General features: G+C 71.3%; 20 protein-coding genes and 1 pseudogene. 5 read left to right on the top strand and 16 right to left on the bottom strand.

The window, feature by feature from the left end:
- Nucleotides 1-4: 4 nt before the first annotated feature.
- The gene (locus BM085_RS32825) at nucleotides 5-1,555 is read right to left on the bottom strand and encodes an alkaline phosphatase D family protein (RefSeq protein ID WP_093890704.1); all 1,551 of its coding nucleotides are present in this window, start codon (nucleotides 1,553-1,555) and stop codon (nucleotides 5-7) included.
- A gap of 97 nt (nucleotides 1,556-1,652) precedes the next feature.
- On the bottom strand, nucleotides 1,653-2,486 hold the full coding sequence (locus BM085_RS32820; RefSeq protein ID WP_093890764.1) for a hypothetical protein: 834 nt from the start codon (nucleotides 2,484-2,486) through the stop codon (nucleotides 1,653-1,655).
- Nucleotides 2,487-2,677: 191 nt separating this feature from the next.
- On the opposite strand from BM085_RS32820, the gene arfB reads away from it, so the two are divergent.
- Both arfB and BM085_RS32810 read left to right on the top strand, forming a co-directional pair.
- The gene (gene arfB, locus BM085_RS32815; RefSeq protein ID WP_093890703.1) at nucleotides 2,678-3,097 is read left to right on the top strand and encodes an alternative ribosome rescue aminoacyl-tRNA hydrolase ArfB; all 420 of its coding nucleotides are present in this window, start codon (nucleotides 2,678-2,680) and stop codon (nucleotides 3,095-3,097) included.
- 96 nt (nucleotides 3,098-3,193) lie between these two features.
- Nucleotides 3,194-3,637, top strand: a complete 444-nt coding sequence (locus BM085_RS32810) for an NUDIX hydrolase (RefSeq protein WP_093890702.1) — start codon at nucleotides 3,194-3,196, stop codon at nucleotides 3,635-3,637.
- 60 nt (nucleotides 3,638-3,697) lie between these two features.
- Here BM085_RS32810 and BM085_RS32805 read toward each other — a convergent pair whose 3' ends face one another.
- The 4 genes from BM085_RS32805 to BM085_RS32790 form a co-directional block, all read right to left on the bottom strand.
- Nucleotides 3,698-4,327 carry a neutral zinc metallopeptidase gene (locus BM085_RS32805; protein WP_245789838.1) on the bottom strand — a complete coding sequence of 210 codons (630 nt, stop codon included), beginning with the start codon at nucleotides 4,325-4,327 and terminating at the stop codon, nucleotides 3,698-3,700.
- A 269-nt stretch (nucleotides 4,328-4,596) separates the two neighbouring features.
- A complete protein-coding gene (locus BM085_RS32800) occupies nucleotides 4,597-5,388 on the bottom strand; it encodes an HAD-IIA family hydrolase (protein ID WP_031161243.1) in 792 nt (263 codons plus the stop codon).
- 92 nt (nucleotides 5,389-5,480) lie between these two features.
- Nucleotides 5,481-5,912: a nuclear transport factor 2 family protein gene (locus tag BM085_RS32795; protein WP_093890700.1), complete on the bottom strand. Its 432-nt coding sequence runs from the start codon at nucleotides 5,910-5,912 to the stop codon at nucleotides 5,481-5,483.
- Nucleotides 5,913-5,936: 24 nt separating this feature from the next.
- Nucleotides 5,937-6,836 carry a TIGR03619 family F420-dependent LLM class oxidoreductase gene (locus BM085_RS32790; protein WP_093890699.1) on the bottom strand — a complete coding sequence of 300 codons (900 nt, stop codon included), beginning with the start codon at nucleotides 6,834-6,836 and terminating at the stop codon, nucleotides 5,937-5,939.
- A gap of 55 nt (nucleotides 6,837-6,891) precedes the next feature.
- Between BM085_RS32790 and BM085_RS32785 the strand changes: the two genes are divergently transcribed.
- From BM085_RS32785 to BM085_RS47555, 3 genes and pseudogenes are all read left to right on the top strand, one after another.
- Nucleotides 6,892-7,788, top strand: a complete 897-nt coding sequence (locus BM085_RS32785; protein WP_093890698.1) for a phosphotransferase family protein — start codon at nucleotides 6,892-6,894, stop codon at nucleotides 7,786-7,788.
- Between the two features lie 46 nt (nucleotides 7,789-7,834).
- Nucleotides 7,835-7,942 (top strand): annotated as a pseudogene (locus tag BM085_RS47560) (TFIIB-type zinc ribbon-containing protein); the annotation flags it as partial.
- Nucleotides 7,943-7,957: 15 nt separating this feature from the next.
- Nucleotides 7,958-8,110, top strand: a complete 153-nt coding sequence (locus BM085_RS47555; RefSeq protein WP_370879609.1) for a hypothetical protein — start codon at nucleotides 7,958-7,960, stop codon at nucleotides 8,108-8,110.
- Between the two features lie 69 nt (nucleotides 8,111-8,179).
- Here BM085_RS47555 and BM085_RS32775 read toward each other — a convergent pair whose 3' ends face one another.
- The 10 genes from BM085_RS32775 to BM085_RS32730 all read right to left on the bottom strand — a co-directional run bounded on the left by BM085_RS32775 (nucleotide 8,180) and on the right by BM085_RS32730 (nucleotide 15,958).
- Nucleotides 8,180-9,160 (bottom strand): hypothetical protein, encoded by a 981-nt coding sequence (locus BM085_RS32775; RefSeq protein ID WP_143121167.1) that lies wholly within the window; start codon nucleotides 9,158-9,160, stop codon nucleotides 8,180-8,182.
- A 250-nt stretch (nucleotides 9,161-9,410) separates the two neighbouring features.
- On the bottom strand, nucleotides 9,411-10,850 hold the full coding sequence (locus tag BM085_RS32770) for a bifunctional phosphatase PAP2/diacylglycerol kinase family protein (RefSeq protein ID WP_177245391.1): 1,440 nt from the start codon (nucleotides 10,848-10,850) through the stop codon (nucleotides 9,411-9,413).
- A gap of 157 nt (nucleotides 10,851-11,007) precedes the next feature.
- Entirely contained in the window at nucleotides 11,008-11,838 is an 831-nt protein-coding gene (locus BM085_RS32765; protein WP_093890763.1) for a polyphosphate kinase 2 family protein, read from the bottom strand.
- Between the two features lie 95 nt (nucleotides 11,839-11,933).
- Entirely contained in the window at nucleotides 11,934-12,362 is a 429-nt protein-coding gene (locus BM085_RS32760; RefSeq protein WP_245789837.1) for a protease inhibitor I42 family protein, read from the bottom strand.
- Nucleotides 12,363-12,396: 34 nt separating this feature from the next.
- Entirely contained in the window at nucleotides 12,397-12,990 is a 594-nt protein-coding gene (locus BM085_RS32755; protein WP_093890694.1) for a maleylpyruvate isomerase N-terminal domain-containing protein, read from the bottom strand.
- A gap of 110 nt (nucleotides 12,991-13,100) precedes the next feature.
- The gene (gene soxR / locus BM085_RS32750; protein ID WP_093890693.1) at nucleotides 13,101-13,532 is read right to left on the bottom strand and encodes a redox-sensitive transcriptional activator SoxR; all 432 of its coding nucleotides are present in this window, start codon (nucleotides 13,530-13,532) and stop codon (nucleotides 13,101-13,103) included.
- A 93-nt stretch (nucleotides 13,533-13,625) separates the two neighbouring features.
- Nucleotides 13,626-14,135 (bottom strand): CehA/McbA family metallohydrolase domain-containing protein, encoded by a 510-nt coding sequence (locus tag BM085_RS32745; RefSeq protein WP_093890692.1) that lies wholly within the window; start codon nucleotides 14,133-14,135, stop codon nucleotides 13,626-13,628.
- A gap of 410 nt (nucleotides 14,136-14,545) precedes the next feature.
- Nucleotides 14,546-15,169: a GTP-binding protein gene (locus BM085_RS32740; protein WP_093890691.1), complete on the bottom strand. Its 624-nt coding sequence runs from the start codon at nucleotides 15,167-15,169 to the stop codon at nucleotides 14,546-14,548.
- Nucleotides 15,150-15,536 carry a DUF742 domain-containing protein gene (locus BM085_RS32735; protein ID WP_093890690.1) on the bottom strand — a complete coding sequence of 129 codons (387 nt, stop codon included), beginning with the start codon at nucleotides 15,534-15,536 and terminating at the stop codon, nucleotides 15,150-15,152. The genes BM085_RS32740 and BM085_RS32735 overlap by 20 nt, the downstream gene beginning before the upstream one ends.
- Nucleotides 15,533-15,958, bottom strand: coding sequence for a roadblock/LC7 domain-containing protein (locus BM085_RS32730; RefSeq protein ID WP_093890689.1), 426 nt, complete (start codon nucleotides 15,956-15,958; stop codon nucleotides 15,533-15,535). Before BM085_RS32730 ends, BM085_RS32735 begins: the two co-directional genes overlap by 4 nt.
- Nucleotides 15,959-16,004 lie beyond the last annotated feature (46 nt).

Below are 16,004 nucleotides of genomic sequence, written 5' to 3'. Positions count from 1 at the left end.
CTAGTCAGATCAAGGAGGACTGCCCGGCCGGAACGGTGAAGCGGGCGCCGGTCTTGGCGGGGGCGCCCCGGCGGCTGATGTAGTCCAGCGTGCGGAAGTCGGCCCGCAGCTCATCCGGGGCGAGGCGGCAGACGATGTAGCCGCGCCGCTGGTCGAGATAGGAGATGTGGGGGTTCTCCGCGAGGGTTTCGGCGATCCGCCCCCTGTCCCGGTAGCCGTCGCCGTCGCTGGCGATCGACGAGGTGACGAGCTCCACCGCCACCCGGGGCGAGCCGGGGTCGTCGAAGTCGAGCCTGAGGTCGGCCGCGTGGTGCATGTGCGCGTCGCCGGTCAGCACGACCGGGTTGGCCGCGCCGGAGTCCCGCAAGCCGGTGAGCAGCCGGGCGCGCTCGGCGGCGTAGCCGTCCCAGGAGTCCATGTTGACCTCGGTGCCCGGCCCGACCTTGGAGTCGCGCTGGGCCATCAGGATCTGCTGGCCGACCAGGTTCCACCGGGCGCCGGAGGCGGCCAGCCCGTCCAGCAGCCAGCGCCGCTGCCCCTCCCCCAGCAGGGTGCGCCCGGCCGCGAGCCGTTCGTCGCAGCCGGATCTGAGCCCGTCCTCGCACGCCTGGTCGTCGCGGAACTGCCGGGTGTCGAGCAGGTGGAAGCGGGCCAGCGGCCCCCAGTCCACCCGGCGGTGGATCCGCATCGACGAGCCGCCGGGCAGGCTCGCACGGCGCAGCGGCATGTTCTCGTAGTAGGCCCGGAAGGCGTCGGCCCTGCGCCGGGCGAATCCGGCGGCGCCGCTGCTGGAGACGCCGGCGGCCCAGTTGTTCTCGATCTCGTGGTCGTCGAAGGCGACCAGCCAGGGTGCGACCGCGTGCGCGGCCTGCAGGTCGGCGTCGCTCTTGTACTGCGCGTGCCGCAGCCGGTAGTCGGCCAGCGTGGCGCACTTGCCCGCGGTGTGCCGGCGGACGCTCCCGCCGAGCGCGGTGTACCCCCGGGGCGCGTACTCATACATGTAGTCGCCCAGGTGCACGACCAGGTCGGGGTCCTGCTCGGCCAGCCTCCTGTACGCGGTGTAGTAGCCGTGCTCGTAGTGGGCGCAGGCGGCCACCGCGAAGGTGAGCGGCGACAGGGCGGCCGGGGCGGTGCGGGTGCGGCCGACCGGCGACAGGTGACCGCCGGCGCGGAAGCGGTAGAAGTACTCCCGTCCGGGCTCCAGCCCGGACGGCTCGACGTGGACGCTGTGCGCCCGCTCCCGGCGCGCGGTCTCGGTACCGCCGCGGACCACCTTCGCGAACCGCTCGTCGGTGGCGAGCTGCCATTCGACGTCCACGTCCCGGGCCGGCATCCCGCCCCGCCCGTCCGGCCCCAGCGGGTCGAGGGCGAGCCTGGTCCACAGCACGAACCCGTCCCGTGACGGGTCGCCGGAGGCGATGCCGAGAGTGAACGGATCGCGGCTCAGGGCTCTGGAGGTCACGGCCGAAGCGCGACCGGCCCCGGTGAGCAACAGGCCGCCCGCACCCGCGGCGGCGACGGACAGGAACACTCTGCGTGACGACTTCTGCTCCACACCGCCAGTGCAACGTCTCCACCTGTCCCCACTGTGGCCTGCGAATCAAGGCAGGGTGAACAGCCGTTGCACAGGCGAGCGCCTCTGTCAGCCGCTGTCAGCCCAGGTACGGCCTCAGATGCTCGTTGAGCGCGCCGCAGCCCAGATACTTCTCCACCGTGTGGAAGTCGAGCCAGTCCAGGTTGACCAGGGCCTCCTGATCGACCCCGGTGAAGCAGGCCCGCAGCCCCGGGGGGATCGCCGCGATGTCGTCCTTGTCGGCGATGTTGATCCAGCGCCGCACCTGCCGGGGCCGCGCGCCCCAGCCGTTGACCGGGGCGGGCAGCAGGCGCTCGAAGATCACGTTGCGCATGCCGAGCGGGCTGCCGAGGGTGATGAGCAGATCCACCTCCAGGTCGGGGTGCGCCCAGAGCGTCTCGTAGGTCACCACGCTGCCCAGCGAGTGCGCGATCACCACCTTCGGCCGGTTACGCCTGATCACCTCGGCCACGGCCGCACGCGCCTCCGCCCGCGCCTCGCCGCCGGCGGTCATGTAGGCGGCGACCTCGGGACAGAAGAACCTGGCGAACTCGGCGGCGTTGCCCTGCAGGCGGTCCAGCAGCCAGCCGGTCACCCGGTGCAGCGCGCCGGTCAGGCCCTCCCCCACCGAGTCGAGCTGCCTGGCCCAGGCGACGAAGACCTCCTGGGCGCCGGTGTCCATGCTCTGCACGGCGCGGGGGGAGTCGTCCTTGTTCTCGCCCAGCAGGTGGGCGTAGTAGGCGACCTCGGTGATGTAGCGCTCCTTGGCGTACGGGCCGCCACCGGTCAGGCCCTTGTGCAGGTAACGGTCCCACTTGTCGCGCACCGCGGCGGCGGCGCCGCTGACGGAGTTTCCCGCGTCGCGGTAGTAGTGGTACTTGCCTATCCCGTGCACACCGACGATCTTGTCCACGCACCCCACGCCTTCTCGTCACCGATCTCTGCGGTCTGCCCGCAGTCACTGTGACGGAAAGGGCCGAACGCCACAAGACCACCCCCATCAGCACGCCCCGAATGGGGCATAAATAACTTGATGAATGGGTTTGCCTCCCCGTTATTCTGAACGCACACCCGGTAACAATCCATGAGAAGGAGTAACCCGCCATGCCCGGTCCGCTTCAGATCAGCGGCTCGGTCTCCGTCCCCGAGGCCGAGCTCCACTGGCGGTTCTCCCGCTCCTCGGGTCCCGGCGGGCAGGGGGTCAACACCACCGACAGCCGGGTGGAACTCAGCTTCGACCTGGCCGCCACCGAGGCGCTCGGCCCGGTCTTCAAGGCCCGCGCCCTGGAGCGCCTGGGGTCGCGCCTGGTGAACGGCGTCGTCACCATCGCCGCCTCGGAGTTCCGCTCCCAGCTGCGCAACCGTGAGGCCGCCGAGATGCGGCTGGCCCAGCTCCTGCGCGAGGCGATCGCCCCGCCACCCAAGAAACGCCGCCCGACCAAGCCCAGCAGAGGCGCCGTCGAGCGGCGGATAACCGCCAAGAAGCAGCGCTCCGACCTCAAGCGCCTGCGCCGCGACATCTGAGCGGCCGGGCCGTCCCGCCTCCCTCTCCTCCGGCCGGCCCCGTTCACGCGGGCCGTCTCCGGGAAGGCGGCCGGGACGCGGTGGCAGAATGAGCAGATGCCTCTCGTCCCCAGCGTCCGCGCGGTCCTGCTCGACGACGACCGGCTCGTGCTGTTCCGCCGCACGGTCCCCGGCGAGGAGCTCTACTGGTCGATCCCGGGAGGGCACGTCGAGCCGGAGGACGCCTGCCTGGAGGACACCCTCCACCGCGAGGTCCTGGAGGAGCTCGGCGCCACCGTCTCCGGCGTCACCCCGCTGACCACGCTGGAGTGCGTCCGCGAGGAGGGCGTCAAGACCCAGCACGTCTACGGCTGCCGCCTGGTCTCCATGGACCCGGCCCTGCGATGCGGCCCCGAGTTCACCGACCCCGCCCGCGGCCTCTACGAGGTGGTACGGCTGCCGCTCGACCCGGCCGAGATCACCGCCATCAACCTGGTCCCCCCGGAGCTCGGCGCCTACCTGGCCGACCACATCGACCGGCTGCCCACGCTGATCTCGTGATCTCCGGCCGCGGGGCCCGCACCGGTGGGTCCCCGCGGCACGGGACCGGCCTCCGCCGCGTCAGCGGGGCAGGCAGGCGGACACGCCGTACCTCGCCCCCCGCTTGAAGGCGGATATCCGCTGGGCCGCGGTCCCGTGATCGCTGACATCGGTCCACGACGTCTCGTCGCCCAGCCTCCGGTGGGCCTCCTCGATCTCCTCCAGGTCCCCTCTCTCGAACTGCAGGGTCCCGTCCGCCGCCGCGCCGTACAGGGCGGCTCCGGCCAGGCAGTCCGCCTGGAGCTCGTAGGTGCGCAGGAGCAGCGAGCCGGCGAGCCGCCGCTGCACGGCGTGTCCCCATTCGTGGGCGATGACCAGATATACCCACGCGTCCCCGGAGCTGTAGCCCTCCTCCATGAGGTCGATGTCCCAGGCGAGGTAGTCGCCGTCGCGGCAGTACCACGCGTTGTCGTAGCCGAGCCGTTTCGCACCGCAGAAAGGCGGCTTTCTCCCGCCCTTCTGGTAGCCGCCGAAAACGCCGGGGCGCGAGTATCCGCCGGTGAAGAACTGCGACCAGTGGGTCGCCCAGTAACGGTTGACCACATAGACGGCGGTGGAGATGTCCTTGTCCATGTCGTCCCTCTGCCGCACGGACGCGGAGGCGGCTCCACCACCCGCGCCGACGGTGATCAGGGATGCCACGGCAAGCATCAGCCAGGCCGTTCTCCATCGCCGCATGCTCACGACCGCCTCTCGTCGGCCCCGATCCTGCCTAGACGGTAAACGTGAATTAAGCCCTGCGGAAGGGAGAAACATGATTCATAGCGATATCTCACGAAGCGCGGCTTAATCGACGCTCCGTGAGATATAAATCACTTTCATGGCTGTGTGCCACTCTTGTGGTACGCCATTGTTCCCGGGTCCGGCCCACCGGAATGCGCACCGCCCGCGAGAGACGGCCGCCGGGTGGACGGATCGGGTCAGATACCGTCGTCGACCAGGTCGATCAGGTCGGCGACGGAATCGACCACCTGGGACGGGCGGAACGGGTAGCGGTCGATCTGGTCCTTGGCCATGACCCCGCTGAGCACCAGGATCGTGTGCAGCCCCGCCTCCATGCCGGAGACGATGTCGGTGTCCATCCGGTCGCCGATCATGGCGGTGCTCTCGCTGTGACCGTCGATGGCCCGCAGCGCGCTGCGCATCATCATCGGGTTGGGCTTGCCCACGAAGTAGGGCTCCACGCCGGTCGCCTTGGTGATCATCGCCGCGACCGCGCCACAGGCGGGCAGCGAGCCCTCGGTGGACGGGCCGACCGGGTCGGGGTTGGTGGCGATGAACCGGGCACCCCCCTCGATCAGCCGGATGGCCCGGGTGATCTGGGTGAAGCTGTAGGTGCGGGTCTCGCCGAGCACCACGTAGTCGGGCTCGATGTCGGTGAGGACGTAACCGGCCTCGTGCAGGGCGGTGGTCAGACCGGCCTCGCCGATCACGTAGGCGGAGCCGCCGGGACGCTGGCCGGCCAGGAACTTCGCCGTGGCCAGCGCCGAGGTCCAGATCGACTCCGCCGGGATGTCGAGGCCGGCGGCGCGCAGCCGTACGGCCAGGTCGCGCGGGGTGTAGATGGAGTTGTTGGTGAGCACCAGGAACCGCTTGCCGGACTCGCGCAGACGGCGGACGAACTCATCGGCCCCGGGCACCGGATGTCCCTCATGGACGAGGACTCCGTCCATGTCCGACAGCCAGCACTCGATCGGCTTGCGCTCGTTCACCGTTCCCCCGCGTTCCAGCCCAACAGGTACGGAACAAGGATGACAGGTCCGAGACGGGCGACACGTCATCAGGCCCGCACATCGGCGGCCCCCTACTGCATGGTGCGCCAGCTCTGCTCCTCGACCAGTTCCCTGCTGCGCCAGCCGTACGGCGTGCGGACCATGCGGTGGTGATACCACCCGCCACCGCGGATGAGCCCGGCGGCGCCGGCGTCGACCATGTCCCTGGACGGGGCGAGCGTGTCGGTGAACGAGGCGGTGACCACGGCCTCGTCCCCCTCGAACCTGACGGTCGTCGCCCCGATCAGGTGCTGGCGCCCCGGCCAGTTCGGCAGCACCTCGGCCAGCCATCGCCGGGCCTCGTCCCGGGTGCCCCGGATGCCGCCGGCCGCCGTGTAGTCGATCACCGCGTCCGCGGTGAACACCAGGTCGAGCCTGGCCCAGTCGCCGGTGTCGATGGAGTAGGCGTATTTGGCGAGCAGGTCGCCGATCTCCAACCGGTCCGCGATCTCCTGTTCCCTCATCCCCTTATACAACCAAACGCTTGGTTATGGCGCGAGGGCCTCCAGTGCCGCTCCGGCCCGCCGCATCGACTCCTCGGGGTCGGCGTCGGGCGAGCCGATCTCCGGATCGAAGTTGAGGTCGTGGAAGACGTCGGTGACGCCCCTGGCCTCCAGCGCCGCCACATCCCGCCGGATCTCCTCGAACGAGCCGGTCAGCGGGGCGCGGCCGGCGGCTCCGGCCGGGCGGATGCGGGTGACGCCGCGGGTGACGAAACGCAGCGCCTCCGGGTCCCGCCCCGCGGTCCGGGCCGCCTCCTTTACAATGTAGATTTTTTCGTCGATCCGGTCGAGGTCCTCGCGGCTCGAACTGATCCAGCCGTCCGCCAGCCGCCCCGCGCGCCGCAGCGCCACCTCCGCGCTCCCGCCCAGCAGGATCGGCGGCGGCGTGATCGGCTTGGGATCCTGATGGACGGGGGGCAGCTCGTAGAACTCCCCCTTGTGCTCCACGACCTCCTCCGACCAGAGCCGGCGCAGCACGTGGACGAACTCCTCCCCGCGCCGGCCGCGCCGTTCGAACGGCACCCCCGACGCGGCGAACTCCTCCGGCAGCCAGCCCAGCCCGAGCCCGACGTCCAGCCTGCCGCCGGACACGGCCTGCAGGCTGGCGAGCTGCTTGGCCAGCATCGCCGGCGAGGAGAACGGCATGTTGAGCACCGCCACGCCCAGCCGGACCCGGCTGGTCATCCCCGCCAGGTAGGCCAGCGTGACCACCGGGTCGTGCACGCTCCGGTAGACCGGCCCCATCGGATGCCCCCGCGGGTACAGCAGGCGCTGGAAGGTCCACACCTCGTGGTAGCCGAGAGCCTCGGCCCGCTGCGCGACCCGCGCCATGTTGGCGGGCGTCGCCCAGGATCCCGACACCGGCACCGCGAATCCGATCCTCATGCCACGCACTTTATGCGCCGTACGGCGAGCCGCGGATCAGTGGTTCACTTGCCGGATGGACGACAGCGACGACCTGATCGACGAACTGCTCCGGATCGGCGCCCGGTACGGCGACGCGCCCGCCGAGGTGCTGCCGACCAGGCCGGACGTGATCATCGTGCGGGCGGGATCCGTCGTGGTGAAGGCGCACGCCCCCGGGGCGGCCGAGGCGCCGCTGGTGGAGCGGATGCGGGCCGTGGCCCACCCGGCGCTGCGCGGGATCATGCTCGAACCGCTGACCGAGGAGGTCACGGTCGTCCACGGCCGGCTGGTCACCGTGTGGCCGGCCGGGGTCCCGGTGGACCACCGGGACCCGGACGCGGCCCCCTGGGAGGCATCCGCCCGGCTGCTGGCCCGGCTGCACGCCGTACCGGCGCGGGAGCTGCCCTCGCTGCCGGCCGCGGGCGGGCCCGCCCGGGTGGCCGCCACGGTCGCCCGCCTGGACGGCGACTCCGCCGCCGAGCGCGTCGTGCGCCGGGCCCTGGCCTGCCTGCCTTCCCTCGACGCCGGGCCCGGCTCACCGGCCCACGGCGACTGGCACATGGGCCAGCTGGTCCGCCTGCCGGGCGGATGGATCCTCATCGACGTCGACGACCTGGGGATCGGCGACCCGGCCTGGGATCTGGCCAGGCCCGCCGCCTGGTTCGCGGCCGGACTGCTGGAGCCGGAGGTGTGGCACCGCTTCCTGGGCGCCTACCGCGCCGCGGGCGGACTCGCCGCCGGAGCCGGCGCGGACCCGTGGGAGCGGCTCGATCTGCCGGCGCAGGCGATGACCGTGCAGCTCACGGCGGCGGCCGTGGCCACCGCCAAGCGGGAGGGACGGCCGCTGGACGAGGTCGAGCAGGTGCTGATCGACACCTGCCAAAGAATTGTTCAGCTCCGGAGCGCCTGTCATAGTGTGCCCACGCAGTAGGTTGTGGTTACGTCAAGGGAATGCCAAGGACAAGGAGATCAGCCAGATGCAGTGCCCGAAGTGTCGCGGCGCAATGCGCACTTATGAGCGCAATGGCGTCCATATCGACCAGTGTGATGGCTGTCGCGGGATCTTCCTGGACTATGGCGAGCTGGAGACGCTGACTCGCATGGAGAGCCAGTGGTCTCAGTCGCATGCCGCGCCGCCGCCGCCTCCTCCGCCCCCGGTGCACGGCGCCCCCGCCTGGGGCGCGCCGCACCACGGCGGCCACTACGGCCACCACCGCCAGCGCAGCTGGGTGGGGATGCTCTTCTCCACCTGATCCGATCAGGTGGCACCGAGACCGCGATCCCGTCACGGGATCGCGGTCTTCGCGTCTGCGGCCGGGGGATCAGCCGGGGAATTCGCCGGGCTTGATGCGCTTGGGCCGCACGGTGCCGCCCTTGACGGCGTTCAGTGTGATGGTCCAGTCGGTCCAGCGGATCTGGGTCGAGGTGCGGACCGTCCTGAAGCGCACGGACTTGCCGAACTGCTCGAAGTCGCACGACCGGGTGAAGCTGCGGGCCCTGGAGTCCCAGTCGGTGCCCAGGGTGTAGTAGACCTTGTAGTTTCCGTCGCGCACGCCCTGGATCCTGAACTTCGACTTCTTGCGGACGTAGACGCGGATCGCCTTCTTCTTGCCGCGCACCAGCACCACGACCGCGTCCCGGCTGTTGCCGTTCTTCAGTTCGAGGTAGGCCCGCCCGGGACGGCCCTCGGAGTTGATGTACTTGCCGTTGGACAGGCGGCGGGACCGCTCCTTGCCGACCTTCACCGGGACGACGTCGGCGCGGTAGTCGCCCAGGTCGGCCAGCGCGTTCCCGCTGTCGCGGACGGGCGACAGCCGCCCGTCCTCATGAACCCCGGTCAGCACGGCGGGCCCGGTGCAGACCTCCTGTGCCCGCACGTCCTCCTGCGCCGCGGACAGCGCGGCCACGAGCCTGCGCAGCGCTCCCGCGTAGTCGCCGTGCGCGGTGCTCACCTCGGGCGGCGGGACCAGGGCCTCCAGCCCGGCGACCGCCTCCTCCATCGAGGCGACCGTCTTCTCCAGCCGCTCGTCGAGCCCCTTGCCGCCGGTCGCGTCCAGCTTCTTGAGCGCCTCCCTGATCGGGCCGCGCGCCTTGTCGAGCTCGGCCCGGTAGGCCTCGGGGGTCAGGCCCGTGGGGGTGGGCGTGCCGCTGGAGGGCGCGCCCGTCCCTCCGCCGCCCACCGTCCCCACGACACCGCCCGCGGTGGCCGAGCCGACCACGGGATCACTGGAGGTGCCGGAGGTGCAGGCGGTCAGGGCCAGCACGGTGACCACGGCACAGGACAGCAGACGGGGGGTAGTCACCTGCCCCACTATCGCCGGATCGATCACGACACGTCAACGGGGAATCGCCCTTTCTCCGAATCGTCACCCGGTCGGCGGCGGGACGTCCGGCCCCCGCAGGAACAGCACGGAAAGCGATATGAAATGGCTCTCATAAACGTGTCGTAATTTATCGAGATACGAGAGACTGCGCGGGCGCACATGCCGGTGAAAGCGATTCCATTCCGCCTCTCCCCCGCCGAGCGGACGGCCCGGCCTCGGCGCGGACGGCCTAATCCGCCGGGCGGACCACGAGCAGGGAGCGGGGCCGTTTGGTGAACTCCACGTCTCCCGTCACGGTGAACGTCTCGCCGTCGCGCGCCAGCCGTACCACTCCGGAGGGCGAGGAGACCTTCAGCGTGTCGGCCTGCCACTGCTGGTAGTGCCGGGAGAGGCCGAGCCCGCCCAGCAGCACGCTGGTGAGCGCGCGCAGCCGGGGCAGCCGGGAGGCGGCGGTCAGCAGCCGGACGTCCAGCAGCCCGTCCTCCAGCCGCCGCCTCAGGCGGGGCGCGGCTCCGCGCGAGTCGTAGTGGCAGTTGCCGACGAACAGCAGCCAGACCCGCCGGGGGACGCCGTCGACGACCACCTTCTCGGGCTCGGCGGTGCGCAGCACGCGGCTCAGGGCCCACAGCAGCGCGGGCCACTTGCCGACGCGCCGCTCGATGGACTCACGCCGGTCGACGAGCTCCGGATAGACGCCGAGGCTGGCGTTGTTGAGGAAGACCCGGCCGGCCACCTCCCCCACGTCCACCGCGACCACCTCGCCCGACCGGTAGGCGGTCATCGCCTCCTCGGGACCGTCCAGGCCCAACGCCCCGGCGAAGTGGTCGAGCGTGCCCGCCGGGATGACCAGCAGCGGCCTGCGGTGCTCCAGCGCGGCCTGCGCCCCGAGGTTGACCGTGCCGTCGCCGCCCGCGACCGCGAGCACCCGGGCGCGGGCGGCGGCCTCGCTCATCAGCTCCGCCATGTCCCGCCCGTCCGCCTCGACCACCTCGGCCCCGGGCAGCGCGGCCCGCACCGTCGCGGCCATGGACGGCTCGCCGCCCGCCACGGGGTTGATCACGGCCACCACGCCCCGGCCGTCGGGGTCGTGACCGGGCATCGGCGGCGCGGTGACCACGCGCGGCGCGCCCGTCACGGCCTCCGGCCAGAGCCGCCGGGTGCCCAGCCCGGTCGCCACGCCGATCGCGGCCCCCGCCAGGACGTCACCGGGGTAGTGCACGCCGGTGTAGACGCGGGAGAAGCAGACCGCCGCCGCGAGCAGCGCGACGGGGAGCGCGACCGCGACGGGGGCCTCCATGGCCACGGCGGTGGCGAACGCGGCGGCCGAGGCGGAGTGGCCGGACGGGAACGAGGCCGACGCGGGCACTTTGATCATCCGCGCCAGCGGGAGGCCGTCCAGCGACGGCCGGGTCCGGCCGAAGAGCTGCTTGCCGACCAGGTTCACCAGGGGGCTGGCCAGGCTGATCGCCAGCAGCCCGCGGGTCGCGGCGCGGCGCAGCGGCCGCTGCCCGCTGACCGCCAGCGTCCCGGCGAGACCGGCCCAGAGCAACGAGTTGTCGGCCGCGCGCGACAGGGCGGGCACGAGGCGTTCGAGACCGGGGAGCCGGGCGTCCGCCACCGTGGCGAACAGCCGCCGGTCCAGCCTGCCGAGCCTCGACCTCCACCGCATGCGCTCCACCTTTCCCAATGACGAGTGAACAACCACTTGATTCTGTCGCATACCCCGATATCCGGCGCACGCGCGATTTCTTGTCCTCCCATAATTCCAACAAGAGAGGCTATTTACAGAAATTGGGTGAAATGAACGAGAAACGGCTCGCCGCCGGCTACCGGGGCATCCGGGCCGGGACGTCGACGGGATCGCCCAGGTCGCCCGGAGCGGCCAGGTCGCCCGGATCGCCCGGATCGCCCAGATCGTACCCCCGGACCCGCAGCTCGGCCTCGACCGCGGCGCAGACCGTCTCCACGACCGTGACGCGGGCCAGCCGCTTGTCGTCTCCCGCCACCACGTGCCAGGGCGCCTTCGGATGGTCGGTGCGGGTGAGCATGTCCTCCACCGCGGCCTCGTACTGCGGGCGCTTGTCGCGGTTGCGCCAGTCCTCGTCGGTGAGCTTCCAGGCCCGCAGGGGATCGGCCGCCCGATCCCGGAAGCGCCGCAACTGCTCCTCCTCGGAGACGTGCATCCAGAACTTGACCATGATCATGCCCTCCGCGACGAGGGTCCGCTCGAACTCCACGATCTCGCCGTAGGCCCGCGACCACTGCTCCTCGGTGGCGAAGCCCTCCACGCGCTCCACCAGCACCCGCCCGTACCAGGAACGGTCGAGCACGGCCATGCCGCCCCAGCCGGGCAGGACGGGCCAGAACCGCCACAGGAAGTGATGCCGCTTCTCGTCGTAGGTGGGCGCCGCGAACTGCGCGACCCGCACGTGCCGCGGGTCGAGCGGGCGCACCAGCCGCTTGATGGCCCCTCCTTTGCCCGAGGCGTCCCAGCCCTCGAACACCGCGCAGAGCGGAGGGCCGATGCGCTTCTCCCCGACCTGCCCGCCCAGCACGAGCCGCAGGCGCAGCAGACGGTCCAGGGCGGCGTCGAGCCGCTCGGCCGCCTCCCTTTTGTGCAGCCTCTGCGACAGATCAACCTGAGACAACCGATTCATGGGCATCAGCCTCGCATCCTCGGCGAGGCACGGGCCACCCACCCCGGACCGCCCGCCCCGGACCATCCACCCGGACCGCCCCGGCGGCGCGCGGCTCAGGCGACGGTGATCCGGAAGATCGCCTCACCCGAGGCGCGCCTGCTCTGCTCGTCGGCGGGCACCCGATCGGCCGGGCAGCGCCGGCAGTTGGAGATCGTGACGGTGGTCGTGCCGGGACGCTTGGCGTTGAAGACGAAGTAGCGGATCCCGCCCGCGCCCGGCTTCTCGGAGGCGGCCCGGTACTCCTCGCTGATGAACGAGGCCACCATGACGTCCGGCAGGTCGGGCATCAGCCAGCTGTCTCCGGCGGAGGCGTCCTCGTCCACGGCGAGCGAGAACCGCTGGCCCGGGGTGAGCCGGACGTCCGCTGTCCTGCCGACTCCCCCGTGGACGATCAGGCCCAGGTCGGAGACGGCGGATCCGGCGCCGCACCCCGCGACGAGCGCCACCAGCAGCAGGACGGCCAACCACGTTCGGTGAATCACGCAGTTCACAGTAGCGACCGCGGCGGCCGGCGCCTCAGGGGGCCGCGCCGTCCCATTCCTCCAGCGGGGCGCAGTGCCAGCGCCATTCGCGCTGGCGGGGATGGCCGGGGAGGTCCGCGCGGCCGTTGGCCCACAGCAGCGTCCGCCATGGATCGGTGTCGTGCGGCGCCCAGGGGAACAGGCGGCGCAGGGTCGCCTCGCTCAGCCCGGCGGACGGGGTGAACGGCAGCTCCAGACCCAGGGAGGCGTCATAGGTGTGCATCAGCATCTCGTCGCAGGACATGCCCGCGAACCCGGAGGCGTCGGCCATGCCGTACGGATGCCAGCCCCGGGCCCCGGCCGGGGCGCCCTGGACGACCCTGGCCACGACCGTGGCGAAGGTCCCGAGGGTGGCGGCCAGGTCCGCCGGGGGGCTCTCCGGCCGCACCCGCAGATCCATCGTGCTGAGTTCGCGCTGCCCCGCGGCGAAGTCCGTGGCGTACCACAGGAGGGTGTCGGAGATGTGCGCGACCGCCTGGGCGACGGTCCACTCCATCCCGGGGATCCCCTTCTCCCAGTCACGGCCGAGCCCTGATTCGAGGAAGGCCCGGCATTCGTCCGCCGTCTGGAGAACCGTTTTCGCGTCCATCGGACGATCTTCTCAGAGACGCCGCCCCCTGCCCCGGCCGGTTCTCACAGACACCGGCCTCGCCCCCGGTCCCTTCTCAGAGACGCCGGGCCCCCGGCCCCGGCCGCTTCTCAGAGACGCCGGGCCCCCGGCCCCTGGCCGGCGAGCTCGTCGCCGGGGTTGACCAGCGCGCACTGCTCGAACGACAGGCAGCCGCAGCCGATGCACTCGGTGAAGCGGTCGCGCATCCGTTCCATCTTCTCGATGCGGGCGTTGATCTCCCTGCTCCAGCACTCGGAGGCACGGACCCAGAACTCGCGGCTGGGCGGGACGTCAGCCGGCAGGAAGCCCAGCACCTCCCCGATCACCGACAGCGGCATGCCGACGCTCTGCGAGGCGCGGATGAACGCGACCCGGCGGAGAGTGGTGCGGTGGTAGCGGCGCTGGTTGCCCGTGGTGCGCCGGCTGTGGATGAGCCCTTCCCGCTCGTAGAAGCGCAGCGCGGAGGCGGCCACGCCGCTGCGCTCGGACAGCTCGCCGATGGTCAGTTCCTTGGTGATCATCTGGTCGGCTCCCTGGCGGTCATCGCGGATGCCGGCATGCCGGCCGCCCCTGCTCGGACATGAACCGCAGTTTAGGTCCGGGGCCGCCGGCCGTCAGCCCAGCCGGGCGCGGTAGACCTCCCGGGCCCGCCCGATCAGCTCCAGATGGTCGCCGAGCTGCCCGGCGGTCTCGAACGTGCCCTGACTGCGGAGCAGCGTCTCCATGCCGTCCAGCCACTCCAGGCACCAGCGGACGTCCTGCTCCCTGGCCACGTGGCGGCCGGCGACGTCGAGGTAGACCGGGCTGGTGTGGGCGTAGGCGCCGCCGGTGAAGGCGCGCTCGTGCGGCCCGCCGACGGCCAGGGCGACGACGTAGGCGGGGTCGCCGACGACCAGCTCGCAGGTCAGCTCGGCGGGCGGCCCCTCGGCCAGGACGCCGTCGGCGGTGCGGATCTCCAGCCTCTCCACCTCGGGGCCGATCGATCTCGCGGTGACCGTGACCCGCTCTCCCGGTGAGAGGTCCCGGCCGGCCCAGTGCGCCAGCGCCTCGGAGTCGTAGACGCGCGCCGAGGAGACGTTCCCGGCGACCAGGTTGAGCACGTGCAGGTCCTCGCCGTGCTGCATGGCCGCCGTCGGCGATCACCTCGCTCCCGCTGGTGATCTTGATGAGGCGCGCGCCGCGCGGGCCGATCTCGTGCGCCCGGCCGTCCACCAGCACGGTGACCGGCTCGTCGGTGGTCATGGACCTGACGTAGGGGATGGGGTCCTCACCTCAGGTGACCCCGTGTTCGGCGAGCAGCGCCCGGTACTCCTCCAGGGCCCGCGCCACGGCGGGGGGCATGGCCGGATCGTCACACATGGATCTCTCCCCGTGATGAACTCCTCGTGATCGCCGTCATCGTGGCACGCCCGGCACGGGCCACCCGGGGGACGGAGCGCCATAAGTGTTGATTTATAGCTATCTGAGGGGCAGAGATGATCCGTAGACGGTCAGCTCCCTCCCCAAGGCCCACGGGCTCCGGGGAGGGCGCGCGTCAGGTCGCCGGCGCGGTGTTCCCGGCGGCCGGCGCCGTGCCGAGGCGCATCTTCATCGCGTGCTCCACGAGGGTGATCAGCACCTCCTTGCCGGACTCCCGCTCCCGCGCGTCGCACAGCACGATCGGGATGTCCGGGTGGAGAGTCAGGCCGAGCCGGACCTCGTCGAGGTCGTAGCGGCGGGCTCCGTCGAAGCAGTTGACCGCGACGATGAACGGTGTCTCACGCCGCTCGAAGTAGTCGAGGGAAGGGAAGCAGTCGGCGAGCCTGCGGGTGTCGGCAAGGACGACCGCGCCGAGGGCGCCGAGCGCCAGTTCGTCCCAGAGGAACCAGAACCGCTCCTGTCCCGGGGTGCCGAACAGGTAGAGCCGGTAGTCGTCGCCGATGGTGATGCGGCCGAAGTCCATCGCAACCGTGGTCGTCTGCTTGGTCTCCACCCCGGACAGGTCGTCGACCCCGACGCCCCGGTTGGTCAACGTCTCCTCGGTGCGCAGCGGCTCGATCTCGGAGACCGTGCCGACCAGGGTGGTCTTACCGGCTCCGAAGCCTCCGGCGACCAGGATCTTGATCGCCCTGGGCAGCTTGACCTGCCCGGCGTCACGGCTAGAGTGCGCGGAGTCCATCGAGCACCGCCCTGTACAGGCTCTCGTCGTGCATGTCCGTCTCCGAATGAGGTTCTTGCAGGGCGATGAATCCCTGGTCCAGCAGGTCGCTGAGCAGGACACGGATGGTGCCCGCCGGAAGGTTCATGTGCGCGGCGATCTCCGCTACCGACTGGGGCTGACGGCAGAACCGGACGATGGCCAGGCACTCCGGGTCGAGGCCGCTCTCCCTTGGGGAGGCGGAGCGGACGGTCACCGCCAGAGTGATGAGGTCGAACCTGCCCCGGGTCGGTTCGGTCCTGCCCCGGGTGAGGACGTACGGCCGGACGATCGGCCCGGCCTCCTCTCCCACCCACTGCGTCTCGGGGTGCTCTTCGAAGGGACTCATCGCGGGGCGTCATCCCTGGCGGCATCCGCTCTCGCGGGCGAGGTGAGGTACTGGCCGACCCGGGTGACCAGCATGGCCATCTCATAGGCCACGAGGCCGACGTCGGCCTCGTGTGTGCAGAGCACCGCCAGGCACGCTCCCTGCCCGGCCGCGGCCACGATCAGGTATGCCGACCGCATCTCGATGATGGTCTGGCGCACCGCGCCGCCCTCGACCCGGTCGCTGACCCCACGGCCCAGGCTCTGGATCGCCGACCCCACGGCGGCCAGGTGCTCGGCGTCGGCCCGGTCGAACCCCGCCGACGCCGCCAGCAGCAGGCCGTCGGTGGAGAAGACGATTCCGTGCTCGGCTTCCCCCACCCGCGCGACCAGGTCGTCCAGCAACCATGCCAGGTCGGTGAAAGATCCTGTTCCCTGCACCACTCGTTGTCCTCTTTCTGCTGGCGGGCCTTCGGTCGCCTGCCCTTGG

It is taken from the genome of Streptosporangium canum, assembly GCF_900113865.1.
Taxonomy (GTDB): Bacteria; Actinomycetota; Actinomycetes; order Streptosporangiales; family Streptosporangiaceae; genus Streptosporangium; species Streptosporangium canum.
The sequence above is the reverse complement of the archived record's forward strand: the minus strand, read 5'-3'. Positions and strand labels throughout refer to the sequence as shown.

What these genes read in the sequence shown, in the direction of transcription:
- soxR (WP_093890693.1), bottom strand. Translation starts at nt 13,532, where the DNA reads ATGATCACCAAGGAACTGACCATCGGCGAGCTGTCCGAGCGCAGCGGC.
- BM085_RS32805 (WP_245789838.1), bottom strand. Translation starts at nt 4,327, where the DNA reads ATGCTTGCCGTGGCATCCCTGATCACCGTCGGCGCGGGTGGTGGAGCC.
- BM085_RS32770 (WP_177245391.1), bottom strand. Translation starts at nt 10,850, where the DNA reads ATGCGGTGGAGGTCGAGGCTCGGCAGGCTGGACCGGCGGCTGTTCGCC.
- BM085_RS32735 (WP_093890690.1), bottom strand. Translation starts at nt 15,536, where the DNA reads ATGAGTCCCTTCGAAGAGCACCCCGAGACGCAGTGGGTGGGAGAGGAG.
- arfB (WP_093890703.1), top strand. Translation starts at nt 2,678, where the DNA reads ATGCCCGGTCCGCTTCAGATCAGCGGCTCGGTCTCCGTCCCCGAGGCC.
- BM085_RS32810 (WP_093890702.1), top strand. Translation starts at nt 3,194, where the DNA reads ATGCCTCTCGTCCCCAGCGTCCGCGCGGTCCTGCTCGACGACGACCGG.
- BM085_RS32740 (WP_093890691.1), bottom strand. Translation starts at nt 15,169, where the DNA reads ATGGACTCCGCGCACTCTAGCCGTGACGCCGGGCAGGTCAAGCTGCCC.
- BM085_RS32785 (WP_093890698.1), top strand. Translation starts at nt 6,892, where the DNA reads ATGGACGACAGCGACGACCTGATCGACGAACTGCTCCGGATCGGCGCC.
- BM085_RS32765 (WP_093890763.1), bottom strand. Translation starts at nt 11,838, where the DNA reads ATGAATCGGTTGTCTCAGGTTGATCTGTCGCAGAGGCTGCACAAAAGG.
- BM085_RS32795 (WP_093890700.1), bottom strand. Translation starts at nt 5,912, where the DNA reads ATGAGGGAACAGGAGATCGCGGACCGGTTGGAGATCGGCGACCTGCTC.
- BM085_RS47555 (WP_370879609.1), top strand. Translation starts at nt 7,958, where the DNA reads ATGGAGAGCCAGTGGTCTCAGTCGCATGCCGCGCCGCCGCCGCCTCCT.
- BM085_RS32790 (WP_093890699.1), bottom strand. Translation starts at nt 6,836, where the DNA reads ATGAGGATCGGATTCGCGGTGCCGGTGTCGGGATCCTGGGCGACGCCC.
- BM085_RS32745 (WP_093890692.1), bottom strand. Translation starts at nt 14,135, where the DNA reads ATGCAGCACGGCGAGGACCTGCACGTGCTCAACCTGGTCGCCGGGAAC.
- BM085_RS32755 (WP_093890694.1), bottom strand. Translation starts at nt 12,990, where the DNA reads ATGGACGCGAAAACGGTTCTCCAGACGGCGGACGAATGCCGGGCCTTC.